The organism is Paenibacillus sp. FSL F4-0122 (assembly GCF_038002845.1).
Classification (GTDB): Bacteria; Bacillota; Bacilli; order Paenibacillales; family Paenibacillaceae; genus Paenibacillus_AQ; species Paenibacillus_AQ odorifer.
Genome location: NZ_JBBODI010000001.1, coordinates 5960082 through 5975596 on the forward strand (window position 1 = coordinate 5960082; position 15515 = coordinate 5975596).

Here is a 15515-nt window from a genome sequence, read left to right on the forward strand (position 1 = left end):
ATGAGCAGATCACCTTTTCTCTTCTATTAAATGATAACGATTATCATTTAGATCATTATATGCGAGATATTGGATAACCTGCAATGTACAGTTTGTAAGGATCACTTATCTCCGCCTCCTCAGTAAAGCGGTAGCACCTCTTGGGTCAGCCCTGAAAAGAGGTCGCTGGTTTGAACAAAAAAGGCATCAGGCAAATAATAATAAGCATCACCCATAGACACCACCTTTAATTCGGGAATGATATACATGGCGATATAAGTCCCGTCTTTTAGGTTGAACTGTAATTGATATGATTTCCCTTGGGATTGCGCCGCTGCAAGAGCTTCATATTCCTTATTGCTTAGCTCTGTTTTTTTTGCGCTGTACAAACCTTCGATAATGGACTCAACAATAGGATGATCAGTGATAGTCTTTTGCACGTCATTCCCCACATGATTCAGAATATAGATATCTTTTGCATGCTCCTTCAGATTAGCCAGATCTAAATACTCCTTCGCGCTCATTGCAGAATCGTCTACCTTCGCCACAATTTCAGCTAGATAAAAATATTGCTCATCCTTAACTGCAATACGAAAATGGGATGGGTATGTTGGGATTTCATACAGCTTTCCACCAATTGCGAACGTAGCGGCATAATCCTTTTCCGCATTCTTATCCCCGTCTTTCTTTCCGGGCTCTTGGTTGAGATCAAACTCTAATGCACCAAGCGATTTGTCAGGCTCCATACCTGTGAACTTAAACTGAGCGCCATCTGCTACGAATGCATAACGGTATCCATTGTAATTCAGAATTTTGCGAACCCCTGTGGGAGACGAGACTGCTGTCTGCTGCGATATTTGTGGTGAATTAGGCAACGGCGTCTGTGGAAATTTATAAACGGCCACACCTAACACCAATGCAGCACAAGCTGCGAATGAGCCCCACTTTACATAAGCTTTTTTATTAGTGCGTCTCGCGGAGTTGGCTTTTTCTATCAAATTTTCGTCTATGTAACCGATTGTTTTGAAGAGCTCTTTATTATTCAAAGGAAATAACCCTCTTTCTGAAGATATATTTGGAGTTTTTTGCGTGTTCTGAAAAGAATTGATTTGGTTTTGCTTTCACTGATTGAGAAGCGTGCGGCAATATCGGCCAAAGAATCAGAATACCAGTAACGCCTCAAAAAAATATTCCGCTGATCTTCCTTAATGTTGTGTAGAAATTTGCTTATAGATTCGGCTATTTGTGCTTCCTCGTATTGGGTTTCAACGTTGTCTGAAGAGGATAAACAATCGTTTAATTCATCAAGAATCGTATCGAATTTTTTATTCCGTTTTTTAGCCATATAATAATCGTATTTGTTCAAGGCAATATTTCGTGTGATTCTCCCCAGAAAAGAGGAGAGCTTTGCAGGAGACTTCGGCGGTATTGCTTCCCATGCACCAAGAAAGGTATCGTTAACACATTCTTCCGAATCTTCAGCATTAGACAAAATGTTATGAGCGATCCGAGTACAATAATTTCTATATTTTTTCGATGTTTCTTCTACTGCTCTTTCATTACGTGCAAAATACAATTGTATGATTTCACTATCTTCCACTCCATCACTTCCGTTCGATTTGATTAAGCATTCACTTATAAAGTAGGAAAAGAAGTGTTTAGGTTGCATTAAAATATAATTTTCTATAAGTTTCGGCATTCAATGCTGATAATATGACATAAAAAATACAAATAACCCCTCATCCTATGGGATAAGGGGAAGTTATAATATCTTCTAATTTTTAATTAATTCTACTTCCTTCATTGGAGCCTTTGTCTTACGGAGCATCATCCAGATCCCCCCCAGACAAAATAAAACACTACACCCCATGCCAAACAACGCGCTGGCGTTTAATGCCTGAGGTGAGCCTTTCATCGTAAGCACAGCCATTTGAGTAACAACAATGGAGACTACGGCATCAGTAAAGCTAATCATTTTTAATGTTGATATAATGGGATTGTTGAGATGACGGTTAACAATGTTTCCATGAATGGCAAAACCAAGTTTTGTAAAAGCGATCAGTGCTACCAGATATACAATGTAACCTTCATAAACCAAAGCGTCCCCGACTAGATAAATCCGCAGGCAGACCAACAGATATGAAACACCTAGAAGACAAAGAAAAACACCGCCACGCTTATAAACATAAAGCTCCATGGAATACCTTTGCTGTGGTGAACTGACTTTTTTAGCTAATGTATATTTATGAAGCACCTGTCCTTTGGCTATACAAAGGATCAGATAATAAAGTGCATTTGTGATGAACCATCCGGACAATAGATATAACCCAAGAATTAACTTGCCTATACCAATAAAAGCATTGATGACTAGGGAAGCAGCGTTGAACATGGCGGTTCGATCTTGCGGATTTCCGAAGTACCGAACTAAGATTGCCTTAATATATATCATCCTTTCAAGAAAACGTTCATATCTCATTTTATGTTTCTAAGGGGACAATAGTATCATACTTGGCTCAACCCAGCAATAAAGCAATTAAAGTTCTGATTTATGATATATTAGAAAAGGTTGTGCTAATTCGGCAAGAGGAAATAGCAACACCAATTGTTAATGGAGGCAGGTCGTATATGTATAGAAAATTAACAGCAGCAGAGTTGGATGTTATTTTAAGCTCGATTAATAAGGAACAGCATTTTTTATATTATTCATACCTTACTTTTCGCAGACAAAACACAGTGCATTACGGTCAGTATTCTGACCAGGGCGAGTTGCTTGGAGTATTAGCCTTTTTAAGTGGCCTTCCGTTTAATGCTTTTTCTGTATATCCAGTTCAGCAATCCTTTTGTCTCAGCTCAATGTTGGCGTTCATGAAAGATGAATTACATCTACATAACCATGCGGTGGGTAGCTTTATTATTAACGAACAAGAGCTGCAGGTCTTTGCTTCTCAGCTTCAGTTCTACAGCCCTCCCAAAAAATTGCTTCTAATGAAACATATTCATGAAGATGTTCTACCAACAGCGGACAAGCATGTTATGCACTTAGGACCTGCTCATTTCCAGCGAATTGAAGCAAAGATGAACGAGCTGCAAACCATGGCTTTTTCAAAAGAAGAATTACAGAATCCGTTCTATGGTGTGATGGCACAAGACGAGCTGATTGCTGTAGGAGGATACCACATATATAGTGAGGATTACGTTGAACTAGGAAATATCGGAACAGATGTGGCCTGGAGAAGAAATGGTTATGGAAAAAAAGTCTGTGCAGAGCTAACACGCCAAGGACATGCCATTTCAGCTAACGTATATTTGAATGTTTTTGAGGAGAATGTAGGAGCCATTTCTCTATATCAATCGCTGGGATATGAACTCATTTGCCAACAATACATCGTTGAATTTATTATTTAATCAAAAAACGTACTGCATAAGCTGCAGTACGTTTTTTCTATCTAAACCTCTTACGCCGTAGGCATATTCTTCGTAGAAGAATAGATTACAGCATCTCTCAAAATGTAAATGTATTGGCTGCGCCCATCATCACAATAATCATACAATTCACCATGGCTCCCAGCCATATTTTTCCTGTGCACTTAAAGAGGTAACGCGAAATATAAGCTGCAATAAAAAGCTGGAAAACGAGAGGGAAAAGGACTAGTATTCTGAGCCAATCTTGATTTTGCCAAAAAGTTACACCTGTTGAAAATAACGTTCCGTATTGTACCCCAATGAGCACTAGAATTCCGAGTACACCGCCTGTCCCGCTAATGAGCAGATCCTTCCATTCTTTCTGCCCTTCAACTGGGGTGGTAGAGTTCACGGCAATTGACTGTGCAACATAAAATATAAAGAAGAAAAGCATATAACGTAAGCCAATTAATAATTGATTCGGAGTGAATACTTTAATTGCCAGTACCCATAAGCGGAAGTCTGTCTGAAAGAAGTAATCTGCAAATGCAACCAAAGCATAGAATCCAGTGAATATACATACAGCTAGTGCAAAAGTCTTCAGCAGTTCTTTCAAATTTGTTTTTATTCCCCAGCTTTCAGAGTGCTCATTATAATTTTTTCCTGATAAACGAGTGGTTAACCAAAATAACAATAGACCCACAAGGCCGTTAAAGATCGCCCAGATTAAAATAAAGTTCATGGCGGTTTGTGGAAACAAACTACGAGGCTGAAGGATATTCTGTCCAGCTATAATACTCCAGCGACTGATCGGAAGGTATGATATTGCGGAAATTACCCAGCTCATTATCCAAGAACCCCAAAAAAGAATTTTGCTTTTTCTGGTCTTAGGCTCCGGTAACTTGGCAGGAGTAGGTTGAATTAGACTATTGAAACAAGGAAGCTTGAGGAGCAATACCGCAAAGGGGACAATAAATAAAAAGGATCCTAACAAGCCGATAAAGTTAAAGATCTCTTTCCATAACCATAATTGGTTGCCGGAAGATAACGGATTATTGATTTGAAACGCTTTCGTAAAAAAGTCTGCTAAATAACCAGTGCTCGCCACCGAAAAGTGTTGCCAAGGGTGGATCTCCGCTGGATTGTACACGACGCGCAAGGTTTGATCAGCTGCATTACCGTAATATTTGCCGATTTCCACAGCGTTTATCTTTTGATTCTCCGGCATTACTGAATTTATAGCAGCTAGTGATTCTGGGGCATCGCCCGAAAGATCAGCATTCCCTCTCGCAAATCCGGATCCGCCTTCATCATATTTGCCTACATTGATGCCTACATTGGCATGGATGTTTTGAAAAGTCTCATCGGTAGACTGTTCGACCTGAGAAACAATGAAAGCGGATGCAACTTTATTCGAAGCATCAGCCTTGGCTTGTTCACTTACCGTAATAACTGCGCCGTCTTCCGAAGAGGGATCTTTCGCCGCTTCGAGCTCCGCCAAATAAAGTTGGCCATAATACTGGAGTGTACTCCAGGTAATCATTCCACCCATAGAATGACCACTAATGCCAATTTTTGTAGAGTCTACATAATCAAGACTGGATGATGCATATTCCACTAGAGGAATCATCCCATTATTCTCTGACATTATCGTTGGGAAAAATGGCATATCAGGAGAGCTCGAGCCTCCGTGCCATAAGAAATCCATTGCAATCACAGCAATTCCCCGACGGGAAAGTTCGATTGCGGTACTATCCTGCATCTCTTTATTATTTAAAAAACCGTGACTAGTAATGACGAGTGGAACTTTATGCTCTGCATTTGCTGAGACAGGCCTGAACAGGTTTCCCTCTATCCAAGTACCATTATCGGACGGAATCTTAAACTTACTAATCTGGACCTCGCCGAAATCTGTTTGCAAGAAAGAAGCTCCCACACAGCTGATCAAAACCATGGATAAAGCGACACATAAAAATTTCAATGCTAATCTCGTAGACAGAAACTTTTTCATCTGGTCTCCCCCCAAAAAAAGTATCAAATCAAAATGTGTAACACAAAATGGGCAAAAAAAATAACCTGAATCCGAAAAATTCATTAGTAGACCCCATGAGTAGATATCCCTCGGATTCAGGTTTATGTGTAGTTCTTATTTCATTGCTTTTGCCAGCTCTGTGAAAATAACCCCAAGCGCATGAGCACCCGCATCTGGATAACCGATGCTGCGTTCCCCTACTGTGCCGGCTCTTCCCATACGGGCAACGATTTCTATAGTATTTTTTGACCCTTGGACAGCTGCTTCCGCTGCTTTACTTGCCGCCACTTTAATATCATCGCCTTGCTCTGCACTTTGGGTCCAGGCATCTGCAAACGGTACAAGCGCATCAATCAATGTCTTGTCTCCGACGACAGCCCCTCTGCCAAAAGATCTTTCACCCGTATCTTGAATCCCTTTGACAACAGCTTGCATCATATCAGCAAACTCCTGAATGGTCAGCTCTTCCTTCTGCTGAACATTTTTGCTCGCTGCGCGGAAGCCTGATCCCCAGATCGGTCCGGATGCTCCACCGCAATATTCCATAATGACCATGGAACAGGCGTCAAGGAACTCACCGATATTAGTGAGATGATGAGCTAAAATATCCTCCCACTCGACTTTCAGCTGTTTAAAGCCCTTAGCTACACTCATCCCGAAATCACCGTCTCCAGCGTGGGAGTCAAGCTCACAGAACGGAACTTCATTCTCAATAATGACCTGGCTCATTTGATCGAGCTGATAGACGATATTTTGCAAAGTAAACCGATTGTTCTTAATCACCGCTGCAGCAGCATCCGTATTATTCTTAAAGGATACATTGCTGTCTGCTTTCTCTTCTTGGATTACTTCAGTATAGTTCACAGGCTCAAAAGGGCCTTTAATCGACAAGGCTGGTGTATCACAAGGCGCAGATAACCATTTCTTTAGCGTCTCATCCAGCTTCATTATCGTCACCGATGCACCTGCCATGTCAATGCTGGTCATGTAGTTACCAACAAACACTTTAAACACTTGTTTATTCTTAGCGGTTAATTCGCGGATGACAGAATTGTTCAGCAAATATAACTCTTGCAGCGGGGTGCCGCCAAATCCATTAATTAATACGGCTACTTCCTCCTGCTTCTGATCATTCATTTGGAAGTTGTCTAGCAAAGAGGTAACCATTCGCTGTGCTAATTCATCTGCGGGTACAATTTTCTCCCTGCGTATTCCAGGTTCTCCATGGATGCCAACCCCGTATTCCATCTCGTTCTCTTCAATATGAAATGTCGGAGTACCTTTGGCAGGCACGGTGCAAGAGGTATAGGCGAAGCCTATGCTGCGCACATGATCAATTGTATGTTGCGCCGCTTCTTTCACTTCCGCTAAGGACAATCCAGCTTCTGCTGCTGCTCCGGCTACCTTATGAACAAGCACTGTTCCGGCTACGCCTCTTCTCCCTACTGTATAAAGGCTGTCTTCAACGGCAATGTCGTCGTCTACTTTGACATAATCCACTTCGATGCCGTCTTCAGTTGCTAGATGGGCCGCATTTTTAAAGTTCATGATGTCACCGCTATAATTCTTGATAATAAGCAGCGAACCTTTGGTGCTGGCTGTGCGGCGAATCGCTTGATAAACCTGAATTTGGGATGGAGAAGCAAACACATCACCGCATACAGCTGCATCCAGCATCCCGGTTCCTACAAACCCGGCATGAGCCGGCTCATGCCCGCTTCCGCCACCACTGATCAGGGTAACTTTATCTTGATTAATCTCTTTCTTAGAAATCACTTTGAATTTAGGATCGAAATCCAGCTCGGGATGCGCCAAGACAAGCCCGTTACACATTTCTCTAACCAGAGTCTCCGGCTTGTTTATGATTTTTTTCATTTTAAAGCTCCTTACTTGATTTATATTGACGGCCTAATTGATCGGCTGCCATAATTGCTGATGCAACCGCATCCTCCGTAATTGGGAACGGCATCGAATGGATAGATTCCTCAGCAATACAAGCTTTTTTAGCAACCTCAAGCAGTTCCTCATAGGTTACATGCTCAACACCAATATCCGCTAAGCATACTGGGAGACCAATCGAAAGACAGAAGTCCAACACTTCTTTTAATTCAGTCCGGTCTGCGTTTTCAAGAACCAGTTGAGCAATCGTGCTGAAGGCTACCTTTTCACCATGATAATAATGATGAGTTCCTTCCAAAGCAGTTAAACCATTATGAATCGCATGAATCGCTGCCAAACCACCACTTTCAAAGCCAAGACCCGATAAAAGAATATTCGTCTCAATTATATTCTCCAAAGCTGGGGTTACGATATTCAGATCGCAAGCTTGCTTCGCCTTGAATCCATTCTCAAGCAATGTCTCATAGCAGAGCTTCGCAAGTCCCAACGCTGTTACTGTCCCTTTAGCTTCACCGCAAACCCCTTCACGAACTCCGCAAGGTAAACCTGCATTCACGTTGGAATACGAATTTGCAGTAGCTCTTGCTTCAAAATAGGTTGAAAGTGCATCTCCCATGCCTGCCACAAGAAATCTTGTAGGTGCATTGGCAATAACTGTTGTATCAATCATGACTACACTCGGGCTTTGCTTGAAATAAGCATAATCGTCAAATTCACCTTCCGGAGTATAGAGCACCGCTGAGTGGCTTGTCGGAGCATCAGTTGCTGCTATCGTTGGAACGATAATCAGTGCTTCTCCTTCAGCTACACATTTTGCCGTATCAATCGCCTTACCTCCACCCAAGCCAATCGTACATGCACATTGATGCTCCTTGGCTAGCGCTTGTAATCTGGCGACTTCTTGTCTTGAGCATTCCCCGTGGAAGCCGCTTTCAACAAGAGTTATATTAAATTTCTGTTTAGTTGACTCCAGTTTGTCTTTCACACGTGTTACATCATCTGGATGGGCAATTAACAAAGCAGAATCACCAAAGGTTTTTACGAAGTAACCTAAGTTCAATAATTCATTCTCACCTTGTACATATTTCGTCGGACTGATAAATGCTCTTCTCATTTTTCGTTCCTCCTCAGTTGTTTATAGTTATCATTATAGATTGCTCTAATTTAAGAAACATGAAACAATAAAAGCTTATTAAAGCGTTTTCTTATCGTATTTATTTGTCATAATCGTGAAAAATCGAACTTTCTTGTCATTGTGTTGAATTATTCTGTATAATATTCATTAAGATTCTATAACTTACTTAGGAGAATTTTGTGATGTCAAAATCCCGGTTCAATCTAGAAGAAATTATTGATTTGAAGAAATGGGAAAAGCTCCAGGATTCCTTATCTCTTGTAACCAAAATGGCTATTCTTACTGTTGATTACAAGGGTGTTCCCGTGACCAAGCACAGCTATTGTCAGCCTTTCTGTCAAGGTGTGCGCCAGGACTCCCATCTCTCTCAATATTGTCAAAAATGTGATGCCCGCGCTGGGATTGAAGCGGTTCGCCAGAACAAACCGTTTATTTATTTATGTCATTTCAATATTATAGATATCGCGATTCCCATCATTATAGATAATCAATATCTAGGTGCAATTATGGCCGGACAGCTCAAGCTTCGTGAACCTGACGTGCCACAACTGGAGCAGATTGTCTCTCGGCCGCCGAATGTGGAGACGAACATGAAATTTCAAACACTCAAAGAGCATTACCAGGCACTGCCTGTTTTATCCTACGATGAAGTAACAAAGTGTGTTGAGCTGCTGCTGCAGTTAAGTACCTATATCGTGGAGGAAGCCATTCAAAAGCATACTACCGTGGATTTGTACAAAAAGGTTCTGACTACCAATATAGAAGAACCCGCTTCTGCCGAAGCTATGGACGAATCAGACCGTACGTACCGAAAAATCCAATCCATACAACAGGAGTTATCCGGGGCTTTGATTGAGACCAAATTAAAGAATGGTGTTCAAAAGTTCGTCTCAGCGAATTCTGTGCTTCAGCCTGCTTTTAATTACATTTATACACATAAAAATGAGAATTTCAGCCTCAAAGAAATGGCTAAGCTTTGTCATATCAGCCCCAGTTATTTCAGCCGTATTTTCACTAAAGAAACTGGAGAGAATTTCTCCGCCTTCATTGCCAGACTCAAGATTGAATGGGCTAAGCAACTGCTGGAATCCACGGATTCCCCGATCAATCAAGTCAGTGATGATTTGGGCTTTTGCGACACGGGCTATTTCATTAAAACCTTCAAAAAATACGAGAACCTCACCCCGGCTGTATATCGGAATATGTATATGAGGCGATCAGCAAAAGAAACCCTCCGTTAATAAAATTAGCGAAGGGTTAGTTCCTCATTCCCACCAATGCTTCATTTCACTAAATCCTACATCCCATATCTTCACATTCCCTTTAAGGATAAAGGTTATTTCTTTTACGGTAACTAATGCCGTATTGTTGAGTTCAGCTTGGGAACTATATTGTTCACTGGATTGAAGGATCACGTTGCCATCAGCTATAATCATTAGTTCACTGCTAGAATTTTCATTTTCCGGGAATCCAAAGCTGAAATATAACGATACCTCTTTTTTATCACCCAAAGTATAGGTGTATTTTTTAATTTCTTCACCTTCACTGCTGTATAAATTCATTTTTGGTATTATATTTTCACCAGCGATAGTGAAACTGGGAAGATTATGCGTGATAGGCATGCTTCCCGTAAGCTTTTCCAACGTTTGTAATCCCTGCACAGGTCTTTCACTTTTCTTCAGAGTTAAATCAATGATCTCAGAGATTCCCATGATTCCAACCAATAGCACAACAACAGATAATGTCGAAGTAAAAAGCGATCTCCTGGTGATTTCCGGGGAAAATCCAATCTTATATGCACAAAATCCGATCATTGCCCCTAACGTATTGGAGATGACATCGGCTACATCAAAGGAACCTAAAAAAGTTAAAGCTTGAAGAGTTTCCAGCCCAAAAATTGTTAAGATAAACAAACAAATAAACTTCTTAAAATGTGTACGATACAGCAAAGGGAATAATACGCCAAAAGGAATAAAAGCAGCGATGTTCCCAAAGTCATAAACCCAAGAAAAGGATAGGTCAAAGAGATCAGGAAAAAGAAGCGGAACACTTTCAGGAATCAACATAAACGTGTATTCATACTGGCTTGTTGCATGCTCTACTCTATTGAAAGCAAAAAACAAAAAATATAAGATCAACAGTGTATACAAAATAGTTCCTATAATAAGGATCTTCCGTAATTTCACTCCCATAATAACTTCACAATTCCCTCCATATGTCGATGGAAATAGTATATCTCTCCAAGGTGACATTCCAGTGACACTGAAGGTGACGATTTAGTCATTCAAGGCTTATTTCGATAAAAAAGCCATCACCCTTAGTTTAAGGCCGATGACTTTTTGATACATGATATTTTATCTATTCGTGACTAGTTTCCAGTGCTGGCTAGCAGAACCTGTATTATTTGCTTGAATAATATTTCCACCCTCTGTCGTTGAACCCTGATCTACTGCCAGAACTTTTCCACTGTTACGATTAATAATATTGTAAAACTCACCTGAGGACTCCAAAGTCCACTGCTGGTCATTCGATCCGTTATCATTCCATTGAACACTTTGAGCACCGTTAGCTAATGAACCTCCTAAAATGCCCAGGTTTTTACGACTATTAGTATTGACCAGTTTCGTATAACCATCAGCTGTGCTGACTACAAACCAATTTTGGTCATATGATGAAATTCCGCTGGTCCACTGAACCGCCTTCCCTCCATCTGCCATCGAACCCTGATAGATACCCAACACTTTACCACTGTTCTCATTAACCAATCGATAACTGTCCACCATAATATGTCCTTCATCTGGAACCAACTCCCACAGCTGATCAGTGCTGCCTGCATCAGCCTGCTGTATAACTTGGGCACCCTCTTCAGTAGAACCCTGCGCTATACCTAACGTCTGACCACTGTTACGGTTAACAATCTTGTAGTAGTTACCAGAGGCTTGTAAAGTCCACTGCTGGTCATCGGAATTGTTTTCAGTCCATAATACGGCTTTGGCTCCTTCTGTTGTTGATCCTTCTAATATTCCGGCGACCTTACCACTCTTTGCATTCACAATGGATTTGTAACCGTTAGGAGCATAACCACTTTCCGCAGTGGAAATGAGCCAATATTGATCCAAGGAATTAGTCCCACTGCTCCATTGCACGAGCGGATTGCCATTCGCAGTTCCGCCTTCCAATACACCTAAAGCCTTCCCACTCTTCACATTAATTAATTTGTAGTAACCTACGGACATATCACCGTATTTCACCGTGTTTTTCCCACTAAAAAATCCGGCTTGTGGGATAAATAAGCGGCCATTGCTAAGCGGCAGTAGTTGGCGGTTATACCCTGCGTCTACGGGTGGATTATATGGAACCCAGCTGCCGGATGCATCCACTCTAGAAGAGTTGATCAGCACTTCTTTTTTTCCTGCAACGTTTAATACGAGTCTCCCATCTCCCAAAGCAGATATATAGGGACTTCCTCCGTACCCTACAAGAGTTCCTACTTCAGTTGGATTCCAGCTCTCAGGATCTGCTGAAATTTTCAAATAATTGGGCACGCCCGGGTATCCGACCATCTCATAGGTCATTGCGTAATTACCATTGCCCAGCTTAGCGATTGTAGGCATTCCTGGACGTAATTTACTGTCTGCAAATGCCACATCAACTACCACAGGTCCCCAGTTCGTGCCCTCCAACGTAGTCTGATGAACTAACTTCTGGGCATGGGCTGGATCACGTTCATCTGAATAATAAACAATGAGTTTGTTGTTGTGAACCAAAAAGAAAGGCTCCCAAATGGGATCGTAACCAATATCGTTTCGTCCACCTTCAGCAATGGTGCTTACATATGTCCATGTTCTACCTAAATCATTGCTTTTATATAATTCCAACTTGGTAGCTGCTTTGTTGCTTGGCACAGAATTTCCTGCAAGAAGCATAGTACCCGCAGGCATGTTACCTAAAGATTGGGGGAGTTCAAACAATTCAGGGCAATTTAACATTCCCCAACCGTTTTGAGTATCCTCCACTTCTCCAACCTGATTCCAAGTGACACCATTGTCAACGCTTTCATAAATAGGGAAAACAGGTGTGGTATTAGAGGTTTGTTCAAATGTAGCATACATTTTATTATTGTTGATGCCACTATATTTAAGCTGGATTGCCCTAGGTGATAAAGCCCCATAGGATGGTGAATCTGCTGGTGGTACATATAAGACATTAGGTCCGAAAGCGTTTACAATATTACCATCAAAGCTAATCCCTGTGCCAACCACTGTCACTAAAACCAACAAAAAAGACAAAACCTTCCTCAGTTCTCTTCTCAAAAGTAATTTCTCCTTTACTCTGGGATTTTTTAAACGAATACAGCTTCAATATAATTAATAAACGGATAAATGAGAATGTAATATCTCGACCGGATCATGCAATATGATTACTCAAGTAGATTATCATCTCCTCAATTAAATTTCGGGTTTTATAAAATAAGGGTGCCCCTTAGCCTTTTTATGGCTTTTAAAGGCACCCCTTGGATGTGCTATACAAATGTTAAATGTCAAATTTATGTTTGGCGAGTCCTTCTACGATTTGGGGATCATTATGCGAGAAGAAAACACTCTGTTTCGTATCTAATGTAGCTATTGTCTCTAAATCTTCTTGGTTTAATTCGAAGTCAAAAATATTAAAGTTTTCGATGATCCGTTCTTTATGCGTAGACTTTGGAATAGCAATCACGCCTCTTTGAGTTAACCAACGTAAAACTACCTGAGCAACGGATTTCTGATATTTTTCAGCGATAGAAACTAATACTTCATTATTGAAAAGGTTGTTTCGTCCTTCCGCAAAAGGTCCCCATGACTCGATCTGCACATTCTTCTCTTTCATATAATTCGCACTTTCGATTTGCTGCTGAAAAGGATGTGTTTCAATCTGGTTGATTGCAGGTGTAATTTCATTGTGGCTAATCAAATCAATTAGACGATCCATTTGAAAATTGCTGACTCCAATCGCCTTGATCTTACCCTCACGGTACAATTCCTCCATAGCACGCCAGGAACCATATACATCACCAAATGGCTGATGAATTAAATATAAATCTAAATAATCCACTTGTAATCGATCGAGCGATTTGGCAAAAGCTTTCTTAGTACGCTCATAACCGGCATCCTGAATCCAAAGTTTAGTAGTAATAAATATTTCTTCTCTTGGTACACCACTGCGTTTGATGGCTCTACCGACGGCTTCTTCATTTTGGTAAGCTGCTGCAGTATCAATCAGGCGATAGCCTGCCATAATAGCTTCATAAACGCTTTGTTCGCATTCGCTAGCATCATTCATTTGATAGACACCAAAACCAAGGATAGGCATCTCTACACCATTGTTCAGAGTTACTGTTTGCATATGAAATCCTCCTATTTACATGTTCTGTGATTAAGATTACAATAATTAGCCTAACAGGTTCGAGTAACACGAAGTCAAGCGACACTGAGTTTTTTTCGCATTCTTTTTAAGGAGGAATTACAATGTATACTGTGAAGGAAGTCGCCAAGCTACTGGGTTTGACTGAACATACCATCCGTTATTATACGGATAAGGGTTTAGTTCCAACAATACAACGGGATAAAAATAACATTCGTCTTTTTGATGATGACTCCATTAATTGGCTAACAGGTGTAAAATATCTCAAACAATGCGGAATGTCAGTAGAAGATATTAAAAGCTATGTAGACTTGTGTTTACTAGGCGATTCTACCATCCACGAACGTTATCAAATCATAATGGAGTATAAAGCTGCTGCTGCAGCTCAGTTGGAAGAGGCCAAACTTAAAGTCAAATATATGGAAGACAAAGCTGATCATTATCTAGATATTATCAATCAGGTAATCCCGGATGACACGAATCCAGCTAAATGGACAAAATCATGAACAAGAGGCAGATGAACAACCTTTGATTATCAAAGGTTGTTCATCTGCCTCTTAACTTGTTAGGAATCTACTTTTTCTTCTTGATGTGATATCTTTTCATTGTGATAAAGGACGAATTCGTATTTATTCCCCGTTAGTTGATCATTATAAAATACAATTTTACGGTTCAGTATATCTAAGTTTTGTTGCAATGCCTTAATTTCTTGTTCCACTTGTTGCTTACGCTGTTCAAGTAAATTTTTCCGTTCAGGAATTGTCTCGTCCCCCATAGCCCGCCACTCGGTATATTGCTTCAATTCTGCCATCGTCATTCCTGAATCTTTTAAATGAAGTAAAAATTGAACCCAACCTATATCCTGATCTGTATATTCGCGTAAATTATTGTCACTTCGATGTGGAGTAAGTAATCCTTCCATTTCGTAATATCTGAGCGTGCTCTTGTTAACACCGACGATTTCTGCAAATTCTCCAATGGAATAAGGCATGATCCCCACCTCCATTTCTAATTTTGTTTCTATCCAAAGGATATACTTAAACTAATAAAAAACCAAATGTCGGAGTATGAATCCATTTTTATGGCTTGCCTTAAAGTGTACTTTAAGGTCTATACTTCATTTTGAAGCAGTTAATTTCGTTTTATGTAGGGTGGCCTAAAGCTTGGTCGGCATTTAATATTGCCAAAGAAATTTATAAAAATTAAACGAAAGAGGGTTTTTATTATGGCTAATGAGCAACTAAGCAACAGTACTATCTTTCCACTCGGACAAAAGGTTGAAGCTAATTTTATAGGTGATGCATACTTGCAGATGATTTATACTGACGCGACACCTTTGAATGCGCCTATTGGGAACGTAACCTTTGCCCCGGGAGCTCGCAATAACTGGCACTCCCATAAAATCGGACAAGTATTATTAGTTACCGGTGGTGAGGGTTGGTATCAAGAAGAAGGCAAACCAGCTCAATTCCTCCAAACCGGGGATGTTGTGAATATTCCAGCGAACGTAAAACATTGGCATGGTGCTACAAAAGACAGCTGGTTTGTCCACTTAGCCATTTCACCCGGAGAAACAGAATGGTTAGAACCTGTTGATGGTAAGCTTTATAATCAATTGTAAAAAAACGCATCGGGTCTATGGACTCGATGCGTTACTTTTCTATA

General features: G+C 40.6%; 14 protein-coding genes. 4 read left to right on the top strand and 10 right to left on the bottom strand.

Annotated elements, in window-relative coordinates; genetic code table 11:
• Window positions 1-119: 119 nt before the first annotated feature.
• From MHH49_RS26015 to MHH49_RS26025, 3 genes are all read right to left on the bottom strand, one after another.
• Entirely contained in the window at window positions 120-1025 is a 906-nt protein-coding gene (locus MHH49_RS26015; protein WP_244886491.1) for a hypothetical protein, read from the bottom strand.
• On the bottom strand, window positions 1022-1579 hold the full coding sequence (locus MHH49_RS26020; protein WP_076099234.1) for an RNA polymerase sigma factor: 558 nt from the start codon (window positions 1577-1579) through the stop codon (window positions 1022-1024). Before MHH49_RS26020 ends, MHH49_RS26015 begins: the two co-directional genes overlap by 4 nt.
• 174 nt (window positions 1580-1753) lie before the next feature.
• Entirely contained in the window at window positions 1754-2428 is a 675-nt protein-coding gene (locus tag MHH49_RS26025; protein WP_232061357.1) for a hypothetical protein, read from the bottom strand.
• Between the two features lie 176 nt (window positions 2429-2604).
• Between MHH49_RS26025 and MHH49_RS26030 the strand changes: the two genes are divergently transcribed.
• Window positions 2605-3384 (top strand): GNAT family N-acetyltransferase, encoded by a 780-nt coding sequence (locus MHH49_RS26030; protein WP_076099355.1) that lies wholly within the window; start codon window positions 2605-2607, stop codon window positions 3382-3384.
• A 97-nt stretch (window positions 3385-3481) separates the two neighbouring features.
• Here MHH49_RS26030 and MHH49_RS26035 read toward each other — a convergent pair whose 3' ends face one another.
• The 3 genes from MHH49_RS26035 to MHH49_RS26045 all read right to left on the bottom strand — a co-directional run bounded on the left by MHH49_RS26035 (window position 3482) and on the right by MHH49_RS26045 (window position 8426).
• Complete coding sequence (locus MHH49_RS26035) at window positions 3482-5392, bottom strand: alpha/beta hydrolase (RefSeq protein ID WP_081382445.1); 1911 nt, start codon at window positions 5390-5392, stop codon at window positions 3482-3484.
• Between the two features lie 135 nt (window positions 5393-5527).
• The gene (dhaK, locus tag MHH49_RS26040; RefSeq protein WP_341138639.1) at window positions 5528-7288 is read right to left on the bottom strand and encodes a dihydroxyacetone kinase subunit DhaK; all 1761 of its coding nucleotides are present in this window, start codon (window positions 7286-7288) and stop codon (window positions 5528-5530) included.
• A gap of 1 nt (window position 7289) precedes the next feature.
• The gene (locus MHH49_RS26045; RefSeq protein ID WP_076099237.1) at window positions 7290-8426 is read right to left on the bottom strand and encodes a glycerol dehydrogenase; all 1137 of its coding nucleotides are present in this window, start codon (window positions 8424-8426) and stop codon (window positions 7290-7292) included.
• A 203-nt stretch (window positions 8427-8629) separates the two neighbouring features.
• On the opposite strand from MHH49_RS26045, the gene MHH49_RS26050 reads away from it, so the two are divergent.
• The gene (locus MHH49_RS26050; RefSeq protein ID WP_076099238.1) at window positions 8630-9688 is read left to right on the top strand and encodes a PocR ligand-binding domain-containing protein; all 1059 of its coding nucleotides are present in this window, start codon (window positions 8630-8632) and stop codon (window positions 9686-9688) included.
• Between the two features lie 24 nt (window positions 9689-9712).
• Here the strand turns inward: MHH49_RS26050 and MHH49_RS26055 are convergent, their stop codons facing one another.
• The 3 genes from MHH49_RS26055 to MHH49_RS26065 form a co-directional block, all read right to left on the bottom strand.
• Window positions 9713-10699: a VanZ family protein gene (locus MHH49_RS26055; protein WP_305953514.1), complete on the bottom strand. Its 987-nt coding sequence runs from the start codon at window positions 10697-10699 to the stop codon at window positions 9713-9715.
• Window positions 10700-10801: 102 nt separating this feature from the next.
• The gene (locus MHH49_RS26060; protein WP_052097039.1) at window positions 10802-12760 is read right to left on the bottom strand and encodes an RICIN domain-containing protein; all 1959 of its coding nucleotides are present in this window, start codon (window positions 12758-12760) and stop codon (window positions 10802-10804) included.
• Between the two features lie 220 nt (window positions 12761-12980).
• The gene (locus MHH49_RS26065; protein ID WP_076099240.1) at window positions 12981-13832 is read right to left on the bottom strand and encodes an aldo/keto reductase; all 852 of its coding nucleotides are present in this window, start codon (window positions 13830-13832) and stop codon (window positions 12981-12983) included.
• 122 nt (window positions 13833-13954) lie between these two features.
• Here MHH49_RS26065 and MHH49_RS26070 point away from each other — a divergent pair, with 122 nt between their 5' ends.
• On the top strand, window positions 13955-14356 hold the full coding sequence (locus MHH49_RS26070) for a MerR family transcriptional regulator (protein WP_076099241.1): 402 nt from the start codon (window positions 13955-13957) through the stop codon (window positions 14354-14356).
• Between the two features lie 59 nt (window positions 14357-14415).
• On the opposite strand, the gene MHH49_RS26075 is transcribed toward MHH49_RS26070, so the two are convergent.
• Window positions 14416-14841: a MerR family transcriptional regulator gene (locus MHH49_RS26075; protein ID WP_076099242.1), complete on the bottom strand. Its 426-nt coding sequence runs from the start codon at window positions 14839-14841 to the stop codon at window positions 14416-14418.
• 234 nt (window positions 14842-15075) lie between these two features.
• Between MHH49_RS26075 and MHH49_RS26080 the strand changes: the two genes are divergently transcribed.
• Window positions 15076-15471 (top strand): cupin domain-containing protein, encoded by a 396-nt coding sequence (locus tag MHH49_RS26080; protein WP_036677849.1) that lies wholly within the window; start codon window positions 15076-15078, stop codon window positions 15469-15471.
• Window positions 15472-15515: the final 44 nt, after the last annotated feature.